This window comes from Serratia sp. YWN4 (assembly GCF_055790845.1).
In genome coordinates this window covers 1,653,276-1,669,290 of record NZ_CM147696.1, presented here as the reverse complement: position 1 = coordinate 1,669,290, position 16,015 = coordinate 1,653,276, and the positions used below count along the sequence as shown (strand labels likewise).

The window sequence follows — 16,015 nt, the reverse complement described above, 5'->3', positions numbered from 1 at the left end:
TGGATTCGGTGGTTAGTTTTATACTGAACGAACGTTTGACCCGCTATCAAGCCGGGTTTATCTATCAACACAAAAAACCACTGGGTTCAACACGCTGGCGGTAGCGATTTTGCGCTGCTTTTGTAATGCCGCCAACTGTGCTTCGGTCACTTTACTCAATGCCGCCGTTGGGCAAACGTCCACACAGGCGGGGCCGCGCTCACGCGCCGCACACAGATCGCATTTCACTATCACGGGCGGATATTCCGCAGTAACTTCAATGGTAATTGTGCCAAACGGGCAAGCCAGCGCGCAACCCTGGCAACCGATGCAACGCCCGGCATCGGCCTCCACCCGCTCCGCCCCCATCGTCAACGCACCGGTTGGGCAGGCTGTCACGCACGGCGCATTCTCACATTGGTGACACATCACCGGCACGCTGAGGTTATCCAGACGCAGCACCTTCAGGCGCGGATGAAACTCTGCGCCTTCAGCCACATGTTCCAGCGCGCAGGCTATTTCGCAGGTGCGACAACCGATACAGGCCTGCGGATTGGCAGCAATAAAACTGGTCATATCCCCTCCTTCTGCGTAAACATGGCCAGCATCTCCTGTGCCGCCTGACGCCCGGTCATCATCGCCGTCACCACCAGATCTGCGCCATGTAGCGCATCGCCACCAGCAAATATCCTGTCGTTACCGGTTTGCATCGTTCCGCGCCCTTTACCGCCAGTACAGATTTGCCCCCAACGATCGAGCTTGATACCGTGCCCACGTAGCCACGGCATATCATGCGCCTGGAAACCAAAAGCCATCACCAGCACATCGGTCGGCAACTCAAACTCTGAACCGGCAATCGCTCGCGGGCGGCGACGCCCGTCTGGCCCCGGCTCACCCATCTCGGTGCGAATCATCCCAACGGCACTCACCTGCCCTTTACGATTACGCAGAATGTACTGCGGCTGGACATTGAACTGGAATTCCACCCCTTCTTCCCGAGCGTTGACCACCTCTTTCTTCGAACCCGGCATACTGAGCTCATCGCGACGGTAGGCACAGGTCACGCTGGTAGCACCGCGGCGGATCGCGGTACGCAGGCAATCCATCGCCGTATCGCCTCCGCCCAATACCACAATCCGTTTGCCCTTAATCTCGGTGAGCGGATATTCCGCGCTCTCTGCAAGCCTCATCACTTCGCGAGTGCTGGCAATCAGGAATGGCAACGCCTGAATCACCCCTGGGGCGTCTTCTCCTGCCAGACCAGCGGTCATCATGCCGTAAGTGCCAACGCCGAGGAAAACAGCGTCGTAGTTAGCCACCAGATCGCTGAACGCTACGTCGCGGCCAATTTCCTGATTCAAATAGAAGCGAATGCCCATCTCGCTGAAGATTTCCCGTCTGACGCTCAACAAGCCTTTATCCAGCTTGAACGGCGGTATACCGAAGGTCAGCAGCCCACCGATTTCCGGATGCCGGTCGAAGACATCCACCTGGACCCCTGAACGCGCCAGAATATCGGCACAGCCTAGCCCGGCAGGGCCAGCACCGATCACGGCCACCCGCTCTTTACGCGGTGCAACATCGCCCACCTTAGGGCGCCACCCCATCGCCAGCGCAGTATCGGTGATATAACTTTCCAGATTACCAATGGCTACGGAACCGCCCGCCTGCTTCAAGGTGCAGGCACCTTCACAAAGCCGGTCCTGCGGGCAAACCCGGCCACAAATTTCTGGTAACGAACTACTCTGGTGGCATAACTCCGCCGCCTCGATAATTTTTCCTTCATTAACCAGCCGAATAAAATCTGGAATAGCGTTGTGTAGCGGGCAGGTCCAGTTACACCATGCTTTTTGTGCGCAATAGAGACAGCGTTCGCTCTCGTCTTCGGCGGCGCATGCCCCTAACGGGTGGTATATCTCTTCGAAGTGGGTTTTTCGCGTTTCAGCATCCCGCTTGTTCGCACCAACGCGTGGCGATTGCCCCAGAAATGACTCACGTCGCGCGCCTCGCTGCTTCCGCAACGGTTGCCCCTGAGCAGCGCGAATTTGTCGTTCGCGGCGTAGCTGATTGAGCGCGGCTTCATCCACCAGGTGCAACGCCAAGGTCGGGCAACTCGCTACACAGGCTTGCTGCCCGGAAGGATGCTGACGACACAGATCGCACTTCTGCGCCAGCAGTGGCGCGTCATCGCCATGAGCCACCATCTCAATGGCACCAAACGGACAGGCCATGACACAATTTTTACAGCCAATGCACGCCTCCTGCTTAAGCTGAATGCTGTCGTTAGTCAGCCAGAGCGCCTGCGTCGGGCAGGATGCGACGCAGGGGGCATCGTTACAGTGGCGGCAGGTGGTGGCGCTGCTGGCGTTACGCTGGGATACCACGTGGATGCGCGGAAGGAAGTCACGACGCTGCTGTGGCCAGGCATCCTGATGATGTGCGGTTACGCAGGCGATCTCACAAGCATGGCAACCAATGCAGTTCGCGACATCGGCAACAATAAACTTATTCATTTGCTCCCTTTTATCATTCTGACATTCACATAAGGTCGCGATGCAATAATCAGGCGATGTTTACCTCTCGAACGGGCAGAAGTTTATTTTTGCGAACTGGCTCAAAAAAACACACCGTTCGGCTGCACGAGGCGTATCAAAAAAACCGCTACAGAATCATGTGGCGATCCAGAATGATTCGATTCCTCTCATTATGAGAAACCTACCGTCTGTCCCTTTCCCCGATAACCCTCCCATCGCCAGCCGGGAACGACTTTTTCTGTGATAGTTGACTCATTTCAACAAATTTATCGCCTTAGAATAAAAAACTGGCATTCCCTAAGCATGGATATAGCGGACTTTTTCATCATTTTTGTTCGCCACTCTTCCCAGATGGCCGCTCGCGGCTATCTGTTGGACATTCAAGGAGAAAGAAATTATGAGCGCCATTGATTCTCAACCCCCCTCAATCACTGGTAGCCCCCATGCGACAGATGAGGTGGATCGTGTCCTCCCCCCAGGAAAACTGATTATTTTGGGGTTACAGCACGTTCTGGTTATGTACGCAGGAGCCGTTGCCGTCCCACTGATGATTGGTGATCGGCTAGGTTTAAGTAAGGACACTATCGCCCTACTGATCAGTTCTGACCTGTTTTGCTGTGGCGTGGTGACGTTATTGCAATGCATCGGTATTGGGCGGGTAATGGGGATCCGCCTGCCGGTGATCATGTCGGTCACTTTCGCGGCCGTCACGCCAATGCTGGCTATCGGTATCCGTCCTGATATTGGGCTAATGGGCATTTTTGGTGCCACCATCGGTGCCGGTATTATCACCACCTTTATCGCACCGCTGATTGGCAAACTGATGCCGTTGTTTCCTCCGCTAGTGACTGGCGTAATCATTACGTCTATTGGCCTGAGCATCATGCAGGTCGGCATCGACTGGGCGGCGGGCGGTAAAGGCAATCCAGAGTATGGCAGCCCGGTTTATCTTGGCATCTCGTTTGCCGTGCTGTTGTTTATCCTGCTGGTAACCCGCTTTGCCAAAGGCTTTCTCTCTAACGTCGCGGTGCTGCTGGGGATTATTTTCGGTTTTGTTCTGTCGATGATGATGAATGAAGTCAACCTGAACGGCCTGCATGACGCTAAATGGTTCGCCATTGTCACGCCGATGGCTCTGGGGACACCGGTTTTCGACCCGGTATCGATTCTTATCATGACCGCGGTGGTGATCATCGTGTTTATTGAGTCGATGGGGATGTTTCTGGCCCTGGGCGAAATTGTCGGGCGCAAGCTCTCGCCGCAGGATATTGTGCGCGGCCTGCGCGTAGACGCTGTCGGTACCTTATTCGGCGGCGTATTTAATAGCTTTCCGCACACATCGTTTTCGCAGAATATCGGGCTGGTCAGCGTCACCGGCGTTCATAGCCGCTGGGTCTGCGTCGCTTCAGGCGGAATTTTGATTACCTTCGGCCTGGTGCCGAAAATGGCAGTACTGGTTGCATCAATCCCACAGTTTGTGTTGGGCGGTGCCGGGCTGGTGATGTTTGGCATGGTGCTGGCAACGGGGATCCGTATCCTGGCTCGCATCAACTATTCCACCAACCGCTATAACCTCTATATCGTCGCCATTAGCCTTGGCGTGGGCTTGACGCCAACGCTATCGCACGATTTCTTCTCTAAATTCCCAGAAGTCCTGCAACCCCTACTGCACAGCGGGATCATGCTGGCCACCTTCAGCGCCGTGACTCTGAATCTGTTTTTCAACGGTTACAACAAACACACCGGTCTGATCCCCGATAGCCACGCCGTTAAGCGTCAGCCGCGTACGGTTCGCATGTGGTTGCTGATGCGCAAGATCAAACAGCAGCAACAACAGGACGAATGATGAGATGTTGGTTTGCCGCAGCGTTGCTGAAACATTAAAAGGAGCCTCATTCTCATGAAAGACGTCATCACCGTGTGCCCCTACTGCGCAGCCGGTTGTAAGATCAAGCTGGTGACCGAAGCAGGGCAAATTATCCGTGCCGAAGCGGCGATGGGCAAAAATAACCAGGGTACCCTGTGTCTGAAAGGCTACTATGGCTGGGATTTCATTAACGATACGCAGATCCTCACGCCACGCCTGAAAACCCCAATGATCCGTCGTCAGCGAAGCGGCAAGTTAGAAGCCGTCTCCTGGGAGGAAGCGCTCGATTACGTCGCCACTCGCCTCAGCGCCATTAAAGATCGGTATGGCCCAGATGCGATTCAGACTACCGGCTCTTCCCGCGGGCCGGGTAACGAAACCAACTATGTGATGCAAAAATTCGCGCGCGCCGTTATCGGCACCAATAACGTTGACTGCTGCGCACGCGTCTGACACGGCCCTTCGGTTGCAGGTCTGCACCAGTCGGTCGGTAATGGCGCCATGAGCAATGCCATCACAGAGATTGATCACACCGATCTCGTGTTTATCTTCGGGTATAACCCGGCAGACTCGCACCCTATCGTGGCGAATCACGTGATTAACGCCAAGCGCAACGGGGCGAAAATTATTGTCTGTGATCCGCGCAAAATCGAAACCGCGCGCATCGCCGATATGCACATTGCGCTGAACAACGGCTCGAACATCGCGCTGCTCAACGCCATCGGGCAGGTGATTATTGAAGAAGATCTGTACGATAAAGCCTTTGTCGCCAACCGTTCCGAGGGCTTCGAGGAGTACCGCAACCTCGTCGCAGGCTATAAGCCGGAGTCGGTAGAAGATGTCACCGGTGTCAGCGCGCAGCAAATTCGCGCCTGCGCCCGCCTGTACGCCAAAGCCAAATCCGCCGTCATTCTGTGGGGCATGGGCGTAACCCAATTCTATCAGGGCGTAGAAACCGTCCGTTCGCTGACCAGCCTGGCGATCCTGACCGGCAACCTGGGCAGACCGAACGTCGGCGTGAACCCGGTTCGTGGCCAGAACAACGTTCAGGGCGCTTGTGATATGGGGGCGCTGCCGGATACCTATCCGGGGTATCAGTACGTCAAGTTCGCAGAAAACCGCGAAAAGTTCGCCAAAGCCTGGGGCGTAGACAGCCTACCTGAGCACACCGGCTACCGCATCAGCGAGCTGCCGCACCGCGTAGCGCAAGGGGAAGTGCGGGCCGCCTATATTATGGGCGAAGATCCGTTACAAACCGATGCTGAACTGCCTGCCGTGCGTAAGGCGTTTGACGATCTGGAGCTGGTTATCGTTCAGGATATTTTCATGACCAAAACCGCCGCAGCGGCGGATGTGATCTTGCCCTCCACCTCGTGGGGTGAGCATGAAGGGGTTTATACCGCTGCGGATCGCGGCTTCCAGCGTTTCTTTAAAGCGGTGGAACCGAAGTGGGATCTGAAAACCGACTGGCAGATTATCAGCGAAATCGCCACCCGCATGGGCTACCCGATGCACTACAACAACACCCAGGAGATCTGGGACGAACTGCGGCACCTGTGCCCGAACTTCTACGGTGCCACCTATGAGAAAATCGGCGAACTGGGGTATATACAATGGCCCTGCCGCGACGAATCCGCAGCGGATCAGGGCACCTCTTATCTGTTTAAAGAGACATTTTCGACGCCGAACGGGCTGGCGCAGTTCTTCACCTGCGACTGGGTAGCACCGATCGACAAACTCACCGATGAATATCCACTGGTGCTCTCCACCGTGCGCGAAGTCGGCCACTACTCTTGCCGTTCAATGACCGGTAACTGCGCGGCCCTGGCACTGCTCGCGGATGAACCGGGTTACGCGCAGATCAATACCGCCGATGCCGAACGCTTGAACATTGCGGATGAAGCGCTGGTGTGGATCAACTCGCGTAAGGGCCGCGTCATCACCCGCGCGCAGGTCAGCGATCGGCCGAACCAAGGGGCGATCTACATGACCTATCAGTGGTGGATTGGCGCCTGTAACGAACTGGTAGCGGATAACCTGAGCCCGATAACCAAAACGCCAGAGTATAAGTACTGCGCCGTTAACATTGAGAGGATTGCCGATCAGCGCGCCGCCGAACAGTATGTGGTTGAAGAGTACAACAAGCTAAAAGCCCGACTGCGCGAAAGCGCAATGGGTTAAATCACCATGCGGCGAAAAAGCGCTGGGTTGACGAAACCAACCCGGCCTAATCGCTGTCTCAGCAACGCATACATGCTCGGCAACTCCGCACCTGAGCAACCTGGCAAGTGTCAGCGTCTAACCAATCCCTGTTAAGCCAATAATCTCGGTGTATGTCCATGTATAGAAAATTGACGTTAGCCATGATGGCCTGCTTCCTTTCCTTAACACTCGGTGGATGTGTCGTAAGTATTCCGCCTGCCCCCTGGTTTGAGGGGGACACAGATTGGCCCAGTGCCCATCAGGTCAAAGTTGAAAGAAATGGCAAGCAAGAAATTATCGAAATCATAATAAACATAACCTGTGCCGACGAATCTGCTTTGTGGATATCTCTCTATGCGCACAACTACAGCCGGGCAAATCACAACGCTAGAACTCCAATAATGTACTCAAGTCAGAGAGCTTATATAAAAAAGGAAAATGGAGAACGAATCATCTCCGATTCAGAGTTTTACGATGATCTCAGCTTAAAGACGGGAGGCATACCCTCTAAGCGGTGCAGTGGCACAACATCCTCCGCAGGCAGTAGACCCGCCGTAACCTACTCAGCATTGCAGGCGGAAACCATAAACCTGAATGGTGGACAGGGAGGAGTTGTCCTTCGATTTGAAACAGCACTACCCGTTCGAGGTTCGCGATGGACTTTGCATCTTGGGCAGTTAACTGTTGATAACATCAAAATTGATATTCCGGAAAAGACCATCATTCTCAGAGGACGGGAATGGCGCACGCAACTTATTCAATAGCGGGTCAGCGTAGTCATGCCCTATGTCCACGGGCGGATATTAGGGTGGATTATCAACAATAAGCCTAGGCGGCCGGGGCTCCCCGGCCGCCGCTTAGCTGGGCCGGAGAATTTTCATCACGATTCCAACGCATGGTGAATAGAGTCAATAATCGGCTGATAGCCGGTACAGCGGCAGATGTTACCCTCCAGCGCATCCTTGAGCTGCTCATCGGTCGGCTGCGGTTCTTTGCTCAACAAAGCAGTGGTGCTCACCAGCACTCCGGGTGTACAGAACCCGCACTGCACGCCGCCCTTTGCAACAAACGCCGCCTGCAATTTTTGCGTCAGCGGATTATCGTTCAGCCCCTCCAGGGTGGTGATTTCCGCCTCATCGCACTGCCCGGCCAGCACCAGACAGGAACAGACCGCATTGCCGTCCATGATCACCGTACAGGCGCCACATTCACCAATCGAACACCCCTCTTTGGTAGCGGTCAGATGCAGAGTATCGCGCACCAGATCCAACAGACGCATATTCCCTGTTACGTTGGCTTCCACCAGTTTGCCATTCACCTTCACTTTGATTGTGCTCATTATTTTATCCCATTATGCAGAGCGCGACCTCGCCCTGTGATTGCCCACCCGGTTAAACGACACGGGCGGGCACGACAGCATCAGTTCCCACACATCTGCTGCGCCTGCGCCATCATGTCGCGGAACATACTGATGAACACCGGCTGCTTATAAGCCGCCGACCAGCGTTTACCAATGGCGGCATAAATCAGCTTATCCAACACTTCACAGGCGCTGGCGATGGTTTCACTCGTCAGCTTCTGGCCCTGCAAGCAGCGCTCTACGTCCAGCATCCGCTGCGGCTTACTGAACAGTGCTCCATCCACCAGCCGACAGTAGCTAACGGCCCCGCCAGCATCAAACTCCAGCAACGCAGTCAGGCTCTGACGCGTAATATTCAGCGCGTTACGCCGCCCGAGCTGATGGTAAAAGCCTTGCGCATTCGGCCTGGCCAGCGGTGGCAATATCACCCTGGTCAGCAATTCGTCCGGCTGGCGCTGAGTTTTATATCCAGAGAGCAAAAATTCACCAAGCGACAGCGTGCGCACGCCCTTGTGGGAACGCAACTCCACGTGCGCGTCGTAGATGATGGCTGGCGGGATCGAGTCACCGCAAGGAGCAGCATTGACGATATTGCCGCCGATGGTTGCCCGGTTACGAATCTGGTGCGATCCCACCGTATGGCACGCCTGCACCAGCAGCGGGTAACGTTCACGCAACAGCGGATGATCGGTAATGCGATTGAAGGTCACCGCCGCACCAATAGCTATCTCGTGGGTATGCGGATCTTCGCTCACCTGGGTCAACGCCGTCAGGCGAGAGATATCCACCAGCTTCATCGGCCGGGTCTGCAATCTCCCCTGCACGATAACGTCCGTACCACCGGCAATGGCCGTGACGCCATCATTTGCCAATAGCGCTAACGCTTCCTCCAGGCTATGCGGACGCGTTATCGTCACATCAGTCAGGCGCAATACCTGTTTTTTGTTTTCCGCCTCAAGCATCATTTCACTCTGACGGGTCGGTTTTTTCAGGTTATAGCCAAGAATCACCTGTTCCAGCGTGAGCGGTAAGATGTTGAAGCGCGTACCCAGCGCAAAGCTGACCGCGTTGTTAATCGCCGCCGCCGCCAGTTCCGTAGCCGGTTCACCGATCCCTTTAGCCCCGAGCGGCCCGGCGATATCCGGATTCTCGACGCCAATCACCGTTATCGGCGGAATATCTTTGATGGTCGGCAGCAGATAGCTGTCAAAGTTCTCCGACTTCACCTGACCATTTTCAATGTTGAAATCCTCCAGCAGCGCATAGCCGAAACCCTGCGCGATCCCGCCGCAGACCTGCCCTTCAAAGCCGACTGGATTCAGAACATGCCCGACATCGTGCGCGGCAGTCACATGCAGCAGGTCGGTCTTACCGGTACTGGTATTGACCCGCACTTCGGCTATCTGACAACCATAAACCCAGGTGAAATAAGGGCTGCCGCAGCCTTTTTCTTCATCCCAGTGGATAGGCGGCGGCACAAACCAGCCATATTCGGTGAGGCTGACACAGGCCCATTTGGTGCTGTTGACCGCTGTTTTGAAATCGATGCGCTGACTCTCATCCTGCTTGTTGATGATATCGCCGCCCTGCCAGAGTGTGTCGGCAAGGCTCTGCGTACCAATGCTATCGCCAACCACGCTGAGAATGCGCTGCTTGATCTTCTCCGCCGCATCAAGAATAGCCCCACCGCCAACCATGGTCCCGCGGGTGGCGGCAGTGGAGCCACCGTCGCCAATCACCGAGGTTGGCGGTTCACTGAAGTGAATTTCCGTCAGCGCAATGCCAAAGGCTTGCGCTGCAATCAGCGACATGGTGGTTTGCAGACCCTGGCCGTTTTCCGATACCGAGGTCGAAATATTCACGCTCCCGTCTTCATTGACCTGAATCAGCGCCGTCGAGGTATCGACACCTTCCGCACCAATAGAGCAGCCGCGATAGCTTAGCGCCAGACCAATACCGTAGCGGTTAACTCCCCCCTGCTGATTCAACTCGCGGTAATGCTGCCGCTTAGCCATAAACTCCGCCGAGGTTGTCGCCTTTTTCAGCACCTCCACGGCCGAGACGGTATGTTTATCAAACACTTGCCCCGTCACCGAAGCATCCCCCTGACGCAGGGCATTCTTTTCGCGCAGCTCTATCGGTGACATCTGCAGATAGTCGGCAATCTCATCCATAAAAGATTCGTTGGCGTACACCACCTGCGGAGAGCCGAAGCCGCGCATCGCCGAGGTATAGCTGTTATTGGTGTAAACCCCTGTCACTTCGATATGCACATGAGGAATACGGTAAGGCCCAGCCGCCTGCACCGAGGAGCGCCAAGTGACAAACGGCGTCGACGCCGCATAGCCGCCGCTATCGGCCAGAATATCGATTTTAATCGCCAAAATATGGCCTTCGTCATCAAAGCCAGCTTTGTACTTCATTTTATAGGGATGACGTTTACAGCTTTCGATGATCGATTGCTCGCGGTTATAGGCAAACTTGATCGGCCGCCCGGTCAGATGCGTCAACAGCGCCGAACGGCAGGCCAGATGATCGATCACGTCGTCTTTGCCACCGAATGAGCCCCCCATTACCGCGCGTTTAACGTTAATCTGGCTCTGCGGGCACCCCATAAACTTCGCCACAAAGCCGCGCACACGATGCGGGTTCTGAATAGAACCGGAAATAATCAGACTACCATCGGTGGGATCAAGCCAGGTGAGAATCACTTCCGGCTCAATGTAGGCATGCTCCTGAAAACCGACCTCATATTCACGTTCCAGTAAGTGGCTGGCCTGAGCAAATCCCTGCTGAACATCGCCTTTGAGGGTATGATGATAGGCCGCGATATTGTCGCTCCGTTCGGGGTGAATCAGGCGCGCTCCCGGTGCCAAGGCCTGCTCGACGTCGGTGATCGGTGTATAGGGCGTGTAACGCACGTGGATTTTATCGGCGGCTTCGCAGGCCGCCGCATAGCTGGTTGCCGCCACCACGGCGATCACATCGCCGTGAAACACCACTTCGTCTTTAATAATCGGCAGATAGTCTTTGACGATGACCCCAACAGCCGGCGTACCGGGAATATCTTGGTAGGTGGCGATCTTGACTACCCCAGCAACCAGCAGGGCGTCACTCAGATCAAGCTGCTCCACTTTACCGGCGGGAATATCCGCATAGCGGCAAACTCCAAATAACATTCCTGGCAAAACGATATCATCACCGTAAATGGCAGTTCCCTTAACTTTTGCCATGCCATCCACGCGCCCTGACAGCGCTGAACGTAATGCACACATAACATTCCCCTATTATCGTCCGTTGATGGCAAACCCGGTTTAGCCATGACAGGCGGTAGCAATTAACCCACGGGCAAAGCCTCCTCACTGTCAACAGATCCAATATTTATGCCAAGAATACGATGTCTGACTTTTACGCTTTATTTTTGCCACTGTTGCCACATAACGCCTTAATCGGCGAAGAAAAACCCACGTAACAAAATCCACAATTCCCCGGTAGCGCGTTCAATTTCTCAAATTGATAAGGCGTATTTTCTCATAATAATAATCGCCGCTCTCCGCAGACCGGTGTTTACTACAGAAGCTCAGTACAGCGTTCAGCAAAGATGCGCAGAACTGCAATGCTTCTTTATACTGAGTAATCGTTTGACTTCACCCTAAAGCCGGGTTTATCTATCAGCACTAAACCCACTGATTTCATTGTTTTTTCAGGGAGATTCCTATGACCATAACCTGGCGCTTTACCGCCTTGGCGACAGCACTGTCGGCAACGCTGCTATTACAGGGCTGCGATCAACAAGCCGATCAAAACCATATCAAAGTCGGTGTGATTAACGGTGCCGAGCAGGATGTGGCCGAAGTCGCCAAACAGGTGGCCAAAGAGAAATATGGCCTGGAAGTAGAACTGGTCGGTTTCAGTGGCTCGCTGCTGCCCAACGACGCCACCGATAAAGGCGAACTGGATGCCAACGTATTCCAGCACCGCCCGTTCCTGGCTCAGCAAAATCACGATCACGGCTACAAGCTGGTGGCCGTCGGCAATACCTTTGTGTTCCCGATGGCGGGTTACTCGAAAAAAATCACCTCAGTGAAAGAGTTACAGGATGGCGCGGTGATTGCTATCCCCAACGATCCTACCAACCTGGGCCGCGCGCTGCTGCTGTTGAAAAAGGTCGGGCTGATCGATCTTAAAGAAGGTAAAGGCCTGCTGCCGACCTCATTGGATATCAGCGCCAACCCGCACAATTACCAGATTATGGAGCTGGAGGGCGCGCAGCTTCCGCATGTGCTGGACGATCCGAAAGTCGCCGTCGCGGTCATCAGCACCACCTATATCAATCAAATCGGCCTGACCCCCACCAAAGACGGCATTTTCATTGAAGATAAAGAGTCGCCATACACCAATATTGTGGTGGCCCGCGAAGACAATAAAGATGCGCAGAACGTGCAGAACTTCGTGAAAGCCTATGAATCTGATGAAGTGGCCAAAGCCGCAGAAAAAATCTTCAACGGCGGTGCCGTAAAAGGTTGGTAGTACAGGTTGCAGGCTCCCTCGTTTTTCTTCTTGACCCTTACGCCACGTCAGGCCTTATACCTTATGACTTGAAGCCGCAGGAGGTAATCAAATGCGATTAAAAGTGGGCGAACTGGCGCGCCGTTCGGGAATTACCGTCAGAACGCTGCATTACTACGACAGCATTGGTTTATTGATCCCTTCTGCGCGCTCCGACGCCGGGTATCGTCTGTATAACCGGGCTGATATTACCCGCTTGCACCATATTCAGGCCTTGCGCCGTATGGGCGTCACGCTGGCGGAGGTCGGAGCCCTTCTGGCACGTTCAGAGCTGTCACTGCCCACGGTGATCGAGCAGCAGATTGCCATGCTCGATCGGCAATTGGTGCAGATCACCGCCTTGCGTGGCCGGTTGCAGCATATGCATACGCAACTGACCATGGGCAATGAACCCGAATTAAACGACTGGCTGACAACCTTGGAGTCAATGACGATGTACGATAAATATTTTACCGCCGACGAACTGGCACAGTTACCCTTCTACCAGGCTGATGAAGCACGCAATCAGGAATGGGGAGAGATGGTCAGCAGCGTGTCTGTGCTGATGGAAAGCGGTATCAACGCAGAAGATCCACGCGCTCAGGCCATTGCGCGCCGCTGGATGCGCACGCTGGAGCGCGATACCGCTGGCAATCCCGCGTTTCTAACCCGTTTGAATACCATGCATGCCGATGAACCCTTGATGCGCGAACAAACCGGCATTACCTCGGCCATGACCGATTACGTGACTCGTGCCTTTGCCGAAACCAAACTGGAGATTTACAGCAAATATCTCAACGAGCAGGAATATGCCTACGTGCGTGCTCACTATTTTGATCGCATGCAGGAATGGCCGGGGTTGATCGCCCGCTTCCGGCAGGCAATGAGCGAGGGAGTCCCCGCTGAATCGGAACAGGCGCGACAACTGGCCGCTCACTGGTTGGAACTGTTCCGCTCCTATGCCAGCGACAACCCGGCGACCCAGATGAAAATCCGTCAGGCGATGGAACAGGAACCGACGCTGGTTGAAGGCACCTGGCTCACGCCACCCCTGCTGGCTTACTTGCGTGAATGCATTGCACAACTGATGCAACAAGTGGGATCGCGGCCCGCCTCATGAGTGCTGTGATAATGCATCAGCAACCTATTATCCCCGCCACAGAGTGTAATGCCGGTCAGTTAAGCGCAAAGCTGCATAATTATGCAGCAGGTGCTAAAGGTGTGGCCTCCCTCTCCCTGTGGGAGCTGTCTCTTGATCAGATCTCCTGATCAAGAGACTTCGCGAGATTATACCCTTCAACGATATCCTGAAGCTTGAACCAGCCTTCCCACATCACTACCCAGCCCGCACGGCCCGTTCGTTTGCTGTCATACCAGTGCCCCAGTTTTGCCAGATTCAGATACGCCCATTTCAGCGTCGGCGCTTGCTTCGGTAACGCTTTTCCTTCCTGTTTTACCCACAGCAGTTTCCATTCTATTGGGCTTAAGACGCGTTCACAGGACGCATTCAACGTCTCTTCGCTCAGCCCGCCCTGACGCAACGCCAACACCCGAACCGCAATAAAGGCAAGAATGACCACCATACGTTCCAGATTGGCCCGGCTTTGCATGCGAGACGCCTCAACCTGCGTCCCACCACTTTTCCACGCTTTGTGATATTCCTCTATTAACCAGCGACGTTCGTAGTAGCTGATGATGACGCGCGCTTCTGCTGCCGAGCCCACTTTTTCTGAGGTTAACAGATGCCAGCAGGCCCCTTCCGGCTCTTCTTCACGGCAGCAGATATACGTCAACGGTACGGAGGCTCCGGGCTGGTTTGGATGTTTTATTTCAACAGGACAGTAACTGACGAACATCTGTGCCTGACGGGCTGCGCGCCCTCCTTTTTGAACGACATTCAGCCAATGGCTGCCTGTTTGTGTGAGTGTGGCAGGCAACTCGAAGAGTTTATCACTGCTGTCTTCAAGCCGGCGATTTTGTGCCGCCCGGACGACGAAGCGCTGGCCCTGGCTGATTTTATAGTCGAGGTAATGCCAGATATCGGCTTCCCGGTCACAGACCGAGATAACTTGCTGTTGCGTATCGCCGAGCCGCTGCGCCATGAGTTCAGACGCCTGCTGCCATTTGTAACTTTCTTTTTCTTCGTAAGCGCGTTGTTTTCGCTGGTGTTTCTTACCGTATTCAGCGATGTCACGACTCCAGCGCTGCTGGTCGATAAGGCCCACCACTTGTGCCGTTTTGGGTGAGTAAAGCAAGACAGAATGCGCCAGTAGCCCCCGTATTTTAGGGCTGGTCGTTGTATTGCCGAGTTCGTCAAAAGCCGTGGGATGACTGAAGTTGATGGAAGTCGTGTCCTCTAATGCAAGGAGAAGTGGGTGCTCTTTGGCGGCGCTTGCCGTTGCGATGAAACCCGCATCAGCGACGGCTTCCGGCGAGACATTGGGGTTACGCATGAGGCGGTATGCGCCTTCGACTTCGGCAGGGGAATGTGATGATTTCACAATAGAAAGTCCTGTGTGTTGAGCCAGTGAAGCAGTGAGTTTCACCAGGCGATGAGTCCTGCGTTTGTCGCCGAGTTGAGCAAGACCGAAAGTGTCTTGAGCCCATGAATCACAATCAGAAAGCACCATACTAAAAACCGAAGGAAGGGAGAATATCAAGACAGATCAACAGACAGGAAAAAAGTTCAAAAACCCCCGACGAGTATGTCGGGGAGTTGTGTATAAGAGACAGCTGTGGGAGAGGGCCGGGGTGAGGGGCTTTAGTTCAGTGATCTTCCCCTAACCTTCTCCCCAAGGGAGAGGGAACTGGTTAGCCTTAACTGACCAGCATTACGCCACAGAGTGGCGGTTTTCTGCCATATCTTTTTTATCAATAACACATAAAAAGCCAATTTACCTGCTTGCCTAGCACAGCGCATAATGTGCTGATTTACCCCCTAGACAAGGATCACTATGTCACTTGCAACCCCGCAGGCGGTACTGGTTATCGATGATGCCAGCACTGAGGATATGGCCGCCATTCAACAGATTTACGCCCATCACGTGCTATATGGACCTGCCTCGTTTGAAGAAACCCCACCTTCGCAGGATGAAATGCTGGAACGACGCAGCAAAGTGCTAGCGGCTGGGTTACCGTGGCTGGTGGCCAAACTGGACGGACACGTGGTGGGGTATTGTTATGCCACACCCTACCGGCCACGCCCGGCTTACCGCTACACGGTTGAAGATTCGGTCTATATCGCCGAAGGGATGCAAGGGCACGGCATTGGCAAAGCGCTGCTCAGCACGCTGATTGCCCGCTGCGAACTGGGCCCGTGGCGGCAGATGCTGGCAGTTATTGGCAATGCCAAGGGCAACCCTGGCTCGCTGGCGCTGCACAGTAAACTCGGCTTCAGCAGCGTCGGCACGCTGAGTGGCGTAGGCTTTAAATTTGGTGGCTGGCTGGATACCCACATCATGCAACGCACGCTGGGTGAAGGAGATCACACTCTTCCGGCCACTGGCGATCGGTCTTAATGGAAAA

General features: G+C 54.6%; 11 protein-coding genes. 6 read left to right on the top strand and 5 right to left on the bottom strand.

The window, feature by feature from the left end; translation table 11 throughout:
- Positions 1–57 precede the first annotated feature (57 nt).
- Both ACX9GT_RS07835 and ygfT read right to left on the bottom strand, forming a co-directional pair.
- On the bottom strand, positions 58–555 hold the full coding sequence (locus ACX9GT_RS07835) for a 4Fe-4S dicluster domain-containing protein (protein WP_473190552.1): 498 nt from the start codon (positions 553–555) through the stop codon (positions 58–60).
- On the bottom strand, positions 552–2,492 hold the full coding sequence (gene ygfT, locus ACX9GT_RS07830) for a formate-dependent uric acid utilization protein YgfT (RefSeq protein WP_473190551.1): 1,941 nt from the start codon (positions 2,490–2,492) through the stop codon (positions 552–554). Before ygfT ends, ACX9GT_RS07835 begins: the two co-directional genes overlap by 4 nt.
- Positions 2,493–2,910: 418 nt before the next feature.
- Between ygfT and ACX9GT_RS07825 the strand changes: the two genes are divergently transcribed.
- The 3 genes from ACX9GT_RS07825 to ACX9GT_RS07815 all read left to right on the top strand — a co-directional run bounded on the left by ACX9GT_RS07825 (position 2,911) and on the right by ACX9GT_RS07815 (position 7,346).
- Entirely contained in the window at positions 2,911–4,359 is a 1,449-nt protein-coding gene (locus ACX9GT_RS07825; RefSeq protein ID WP_473190550.1) for a nucleobase:cation symporter-2 family protein, read from the top strand.
- A 54-nt stretch (positions 4,360–4,413) separates the two neighbouring features.
- Positions 4,414–6,561 carry a formate dehydrogenase subunit alpha gene (fdhF, locus tag ACX9GT_RS07820; RefSeq protein WP_473190549.1) on the top strand — a complete coding sequence of 716 codons (2,148 nt, stop codon included), beginning with the start codon at positions 4,414–4,416 and terminating at the stop codon, positions 6,559–6,561.
- 158 nt (positions 6,562–6,719) lie between these two features.
- Positions 6,720–7,346 (top strand): hypothetical protein, encoded by a 627-nt coding sequence (locus ACX9GT_RS07815; RefSeq protein WP_473190548.1) that lies wholly within the window; start codon positions 6,720–6,722, stop codon positions 7,344–7,346.
- A 116-nt stretch (positions 7,347–7,462) separates the two neighbouring features.
- Here ACX9GT_RS07815 and ACX9GT_RS07810 read toward each other — a convergent pair whose 3' ends face one another.
- On the bottom strand, positions 7,463–7,921 hold the full coding sequence (locus ACX9GT_RS07810) for a (2Fe-2S)-binding protein (protein ID WP_473190547.1): 459 nt from the start codon (positions 7,919–7,921) through the stop codon (positions 7,463–7,465).
- An 80-nt stretch (positions 7,922–8,001) separates the two neighbouring features.
- Complete coding sequence (locus tag ACX9GT_RS07805) at positions 8,002–11,217, bottom strand: molybdopterin cofactor-binding domain-containing protein (RefSeq protein ID WP_473190546.1); 3,216 nt, start codon at positions 11,215–11,217, stop codon at positions 8,002–8,004.
- Between the two features lie 442 nt (positions 11,218–11,659).
- On the opposite strand from ACX9GT_RS07805, the gene ACX9GT_RS07800 reads away from it, so the two are divergent.
- A complete protein-coding gene (locus ACX9GT_RS07800; protein WP_473190545.1) occupies positions 11,660–12,472 on the top strand; it encodes a MetQ/NlpA family lipoprotein in 813 nt (270 codons plus the stop codon).
- Between the two features lie 91 nt (positions 12,473–12,563).
- Complete coding sequence (locus tag ACX9GT_RS07795) at positions 12,564–13,610, top strand: MerR family transcriptional regulator (protein ID WP_473190544.1); 1,047 nt, start codon at positions 12,564–12,566, stop codon at positions 13,608–13,610.
- Positions 13,611–13,746: 136 nt separating this feature from the next.
- Here the strand turns inward: ACX9GT_RS07795 and ACX9GT_RS07790 are convergent, their stop codons facing one another.
- Positions 13,747–15,120 (bottom strand): IS4 family transposase, encoded by a 1,374-nt coding sequence (locus tag ACX9GT_RS07790; protein WP_473190543.1) that lies wholly within the window; start codon positions 15,118–15,120, stop codon positions 13,747–13,749.
- Positions 15,121–15,444: 324 nt separating this feature from the next.
- Here ACX9GT_RS07790 and ACX9GT_RS07785 point away from each other — a divergent pair, with 324 nt between their 5' ends.
- On the top strand, positions 15,445–16,008 hold the full coding sequence (locus tag ACX9GT_RS07785; RefSeq protein WP_473190542.1) for a GNAT family N-acetyltransferase: 564 nt from the start codon (positions 15,445–15,447) through the stop codon (positions 16,006–16,008).
- Positions 16,009–16,015: the final 7 nt, after the last annotated feature.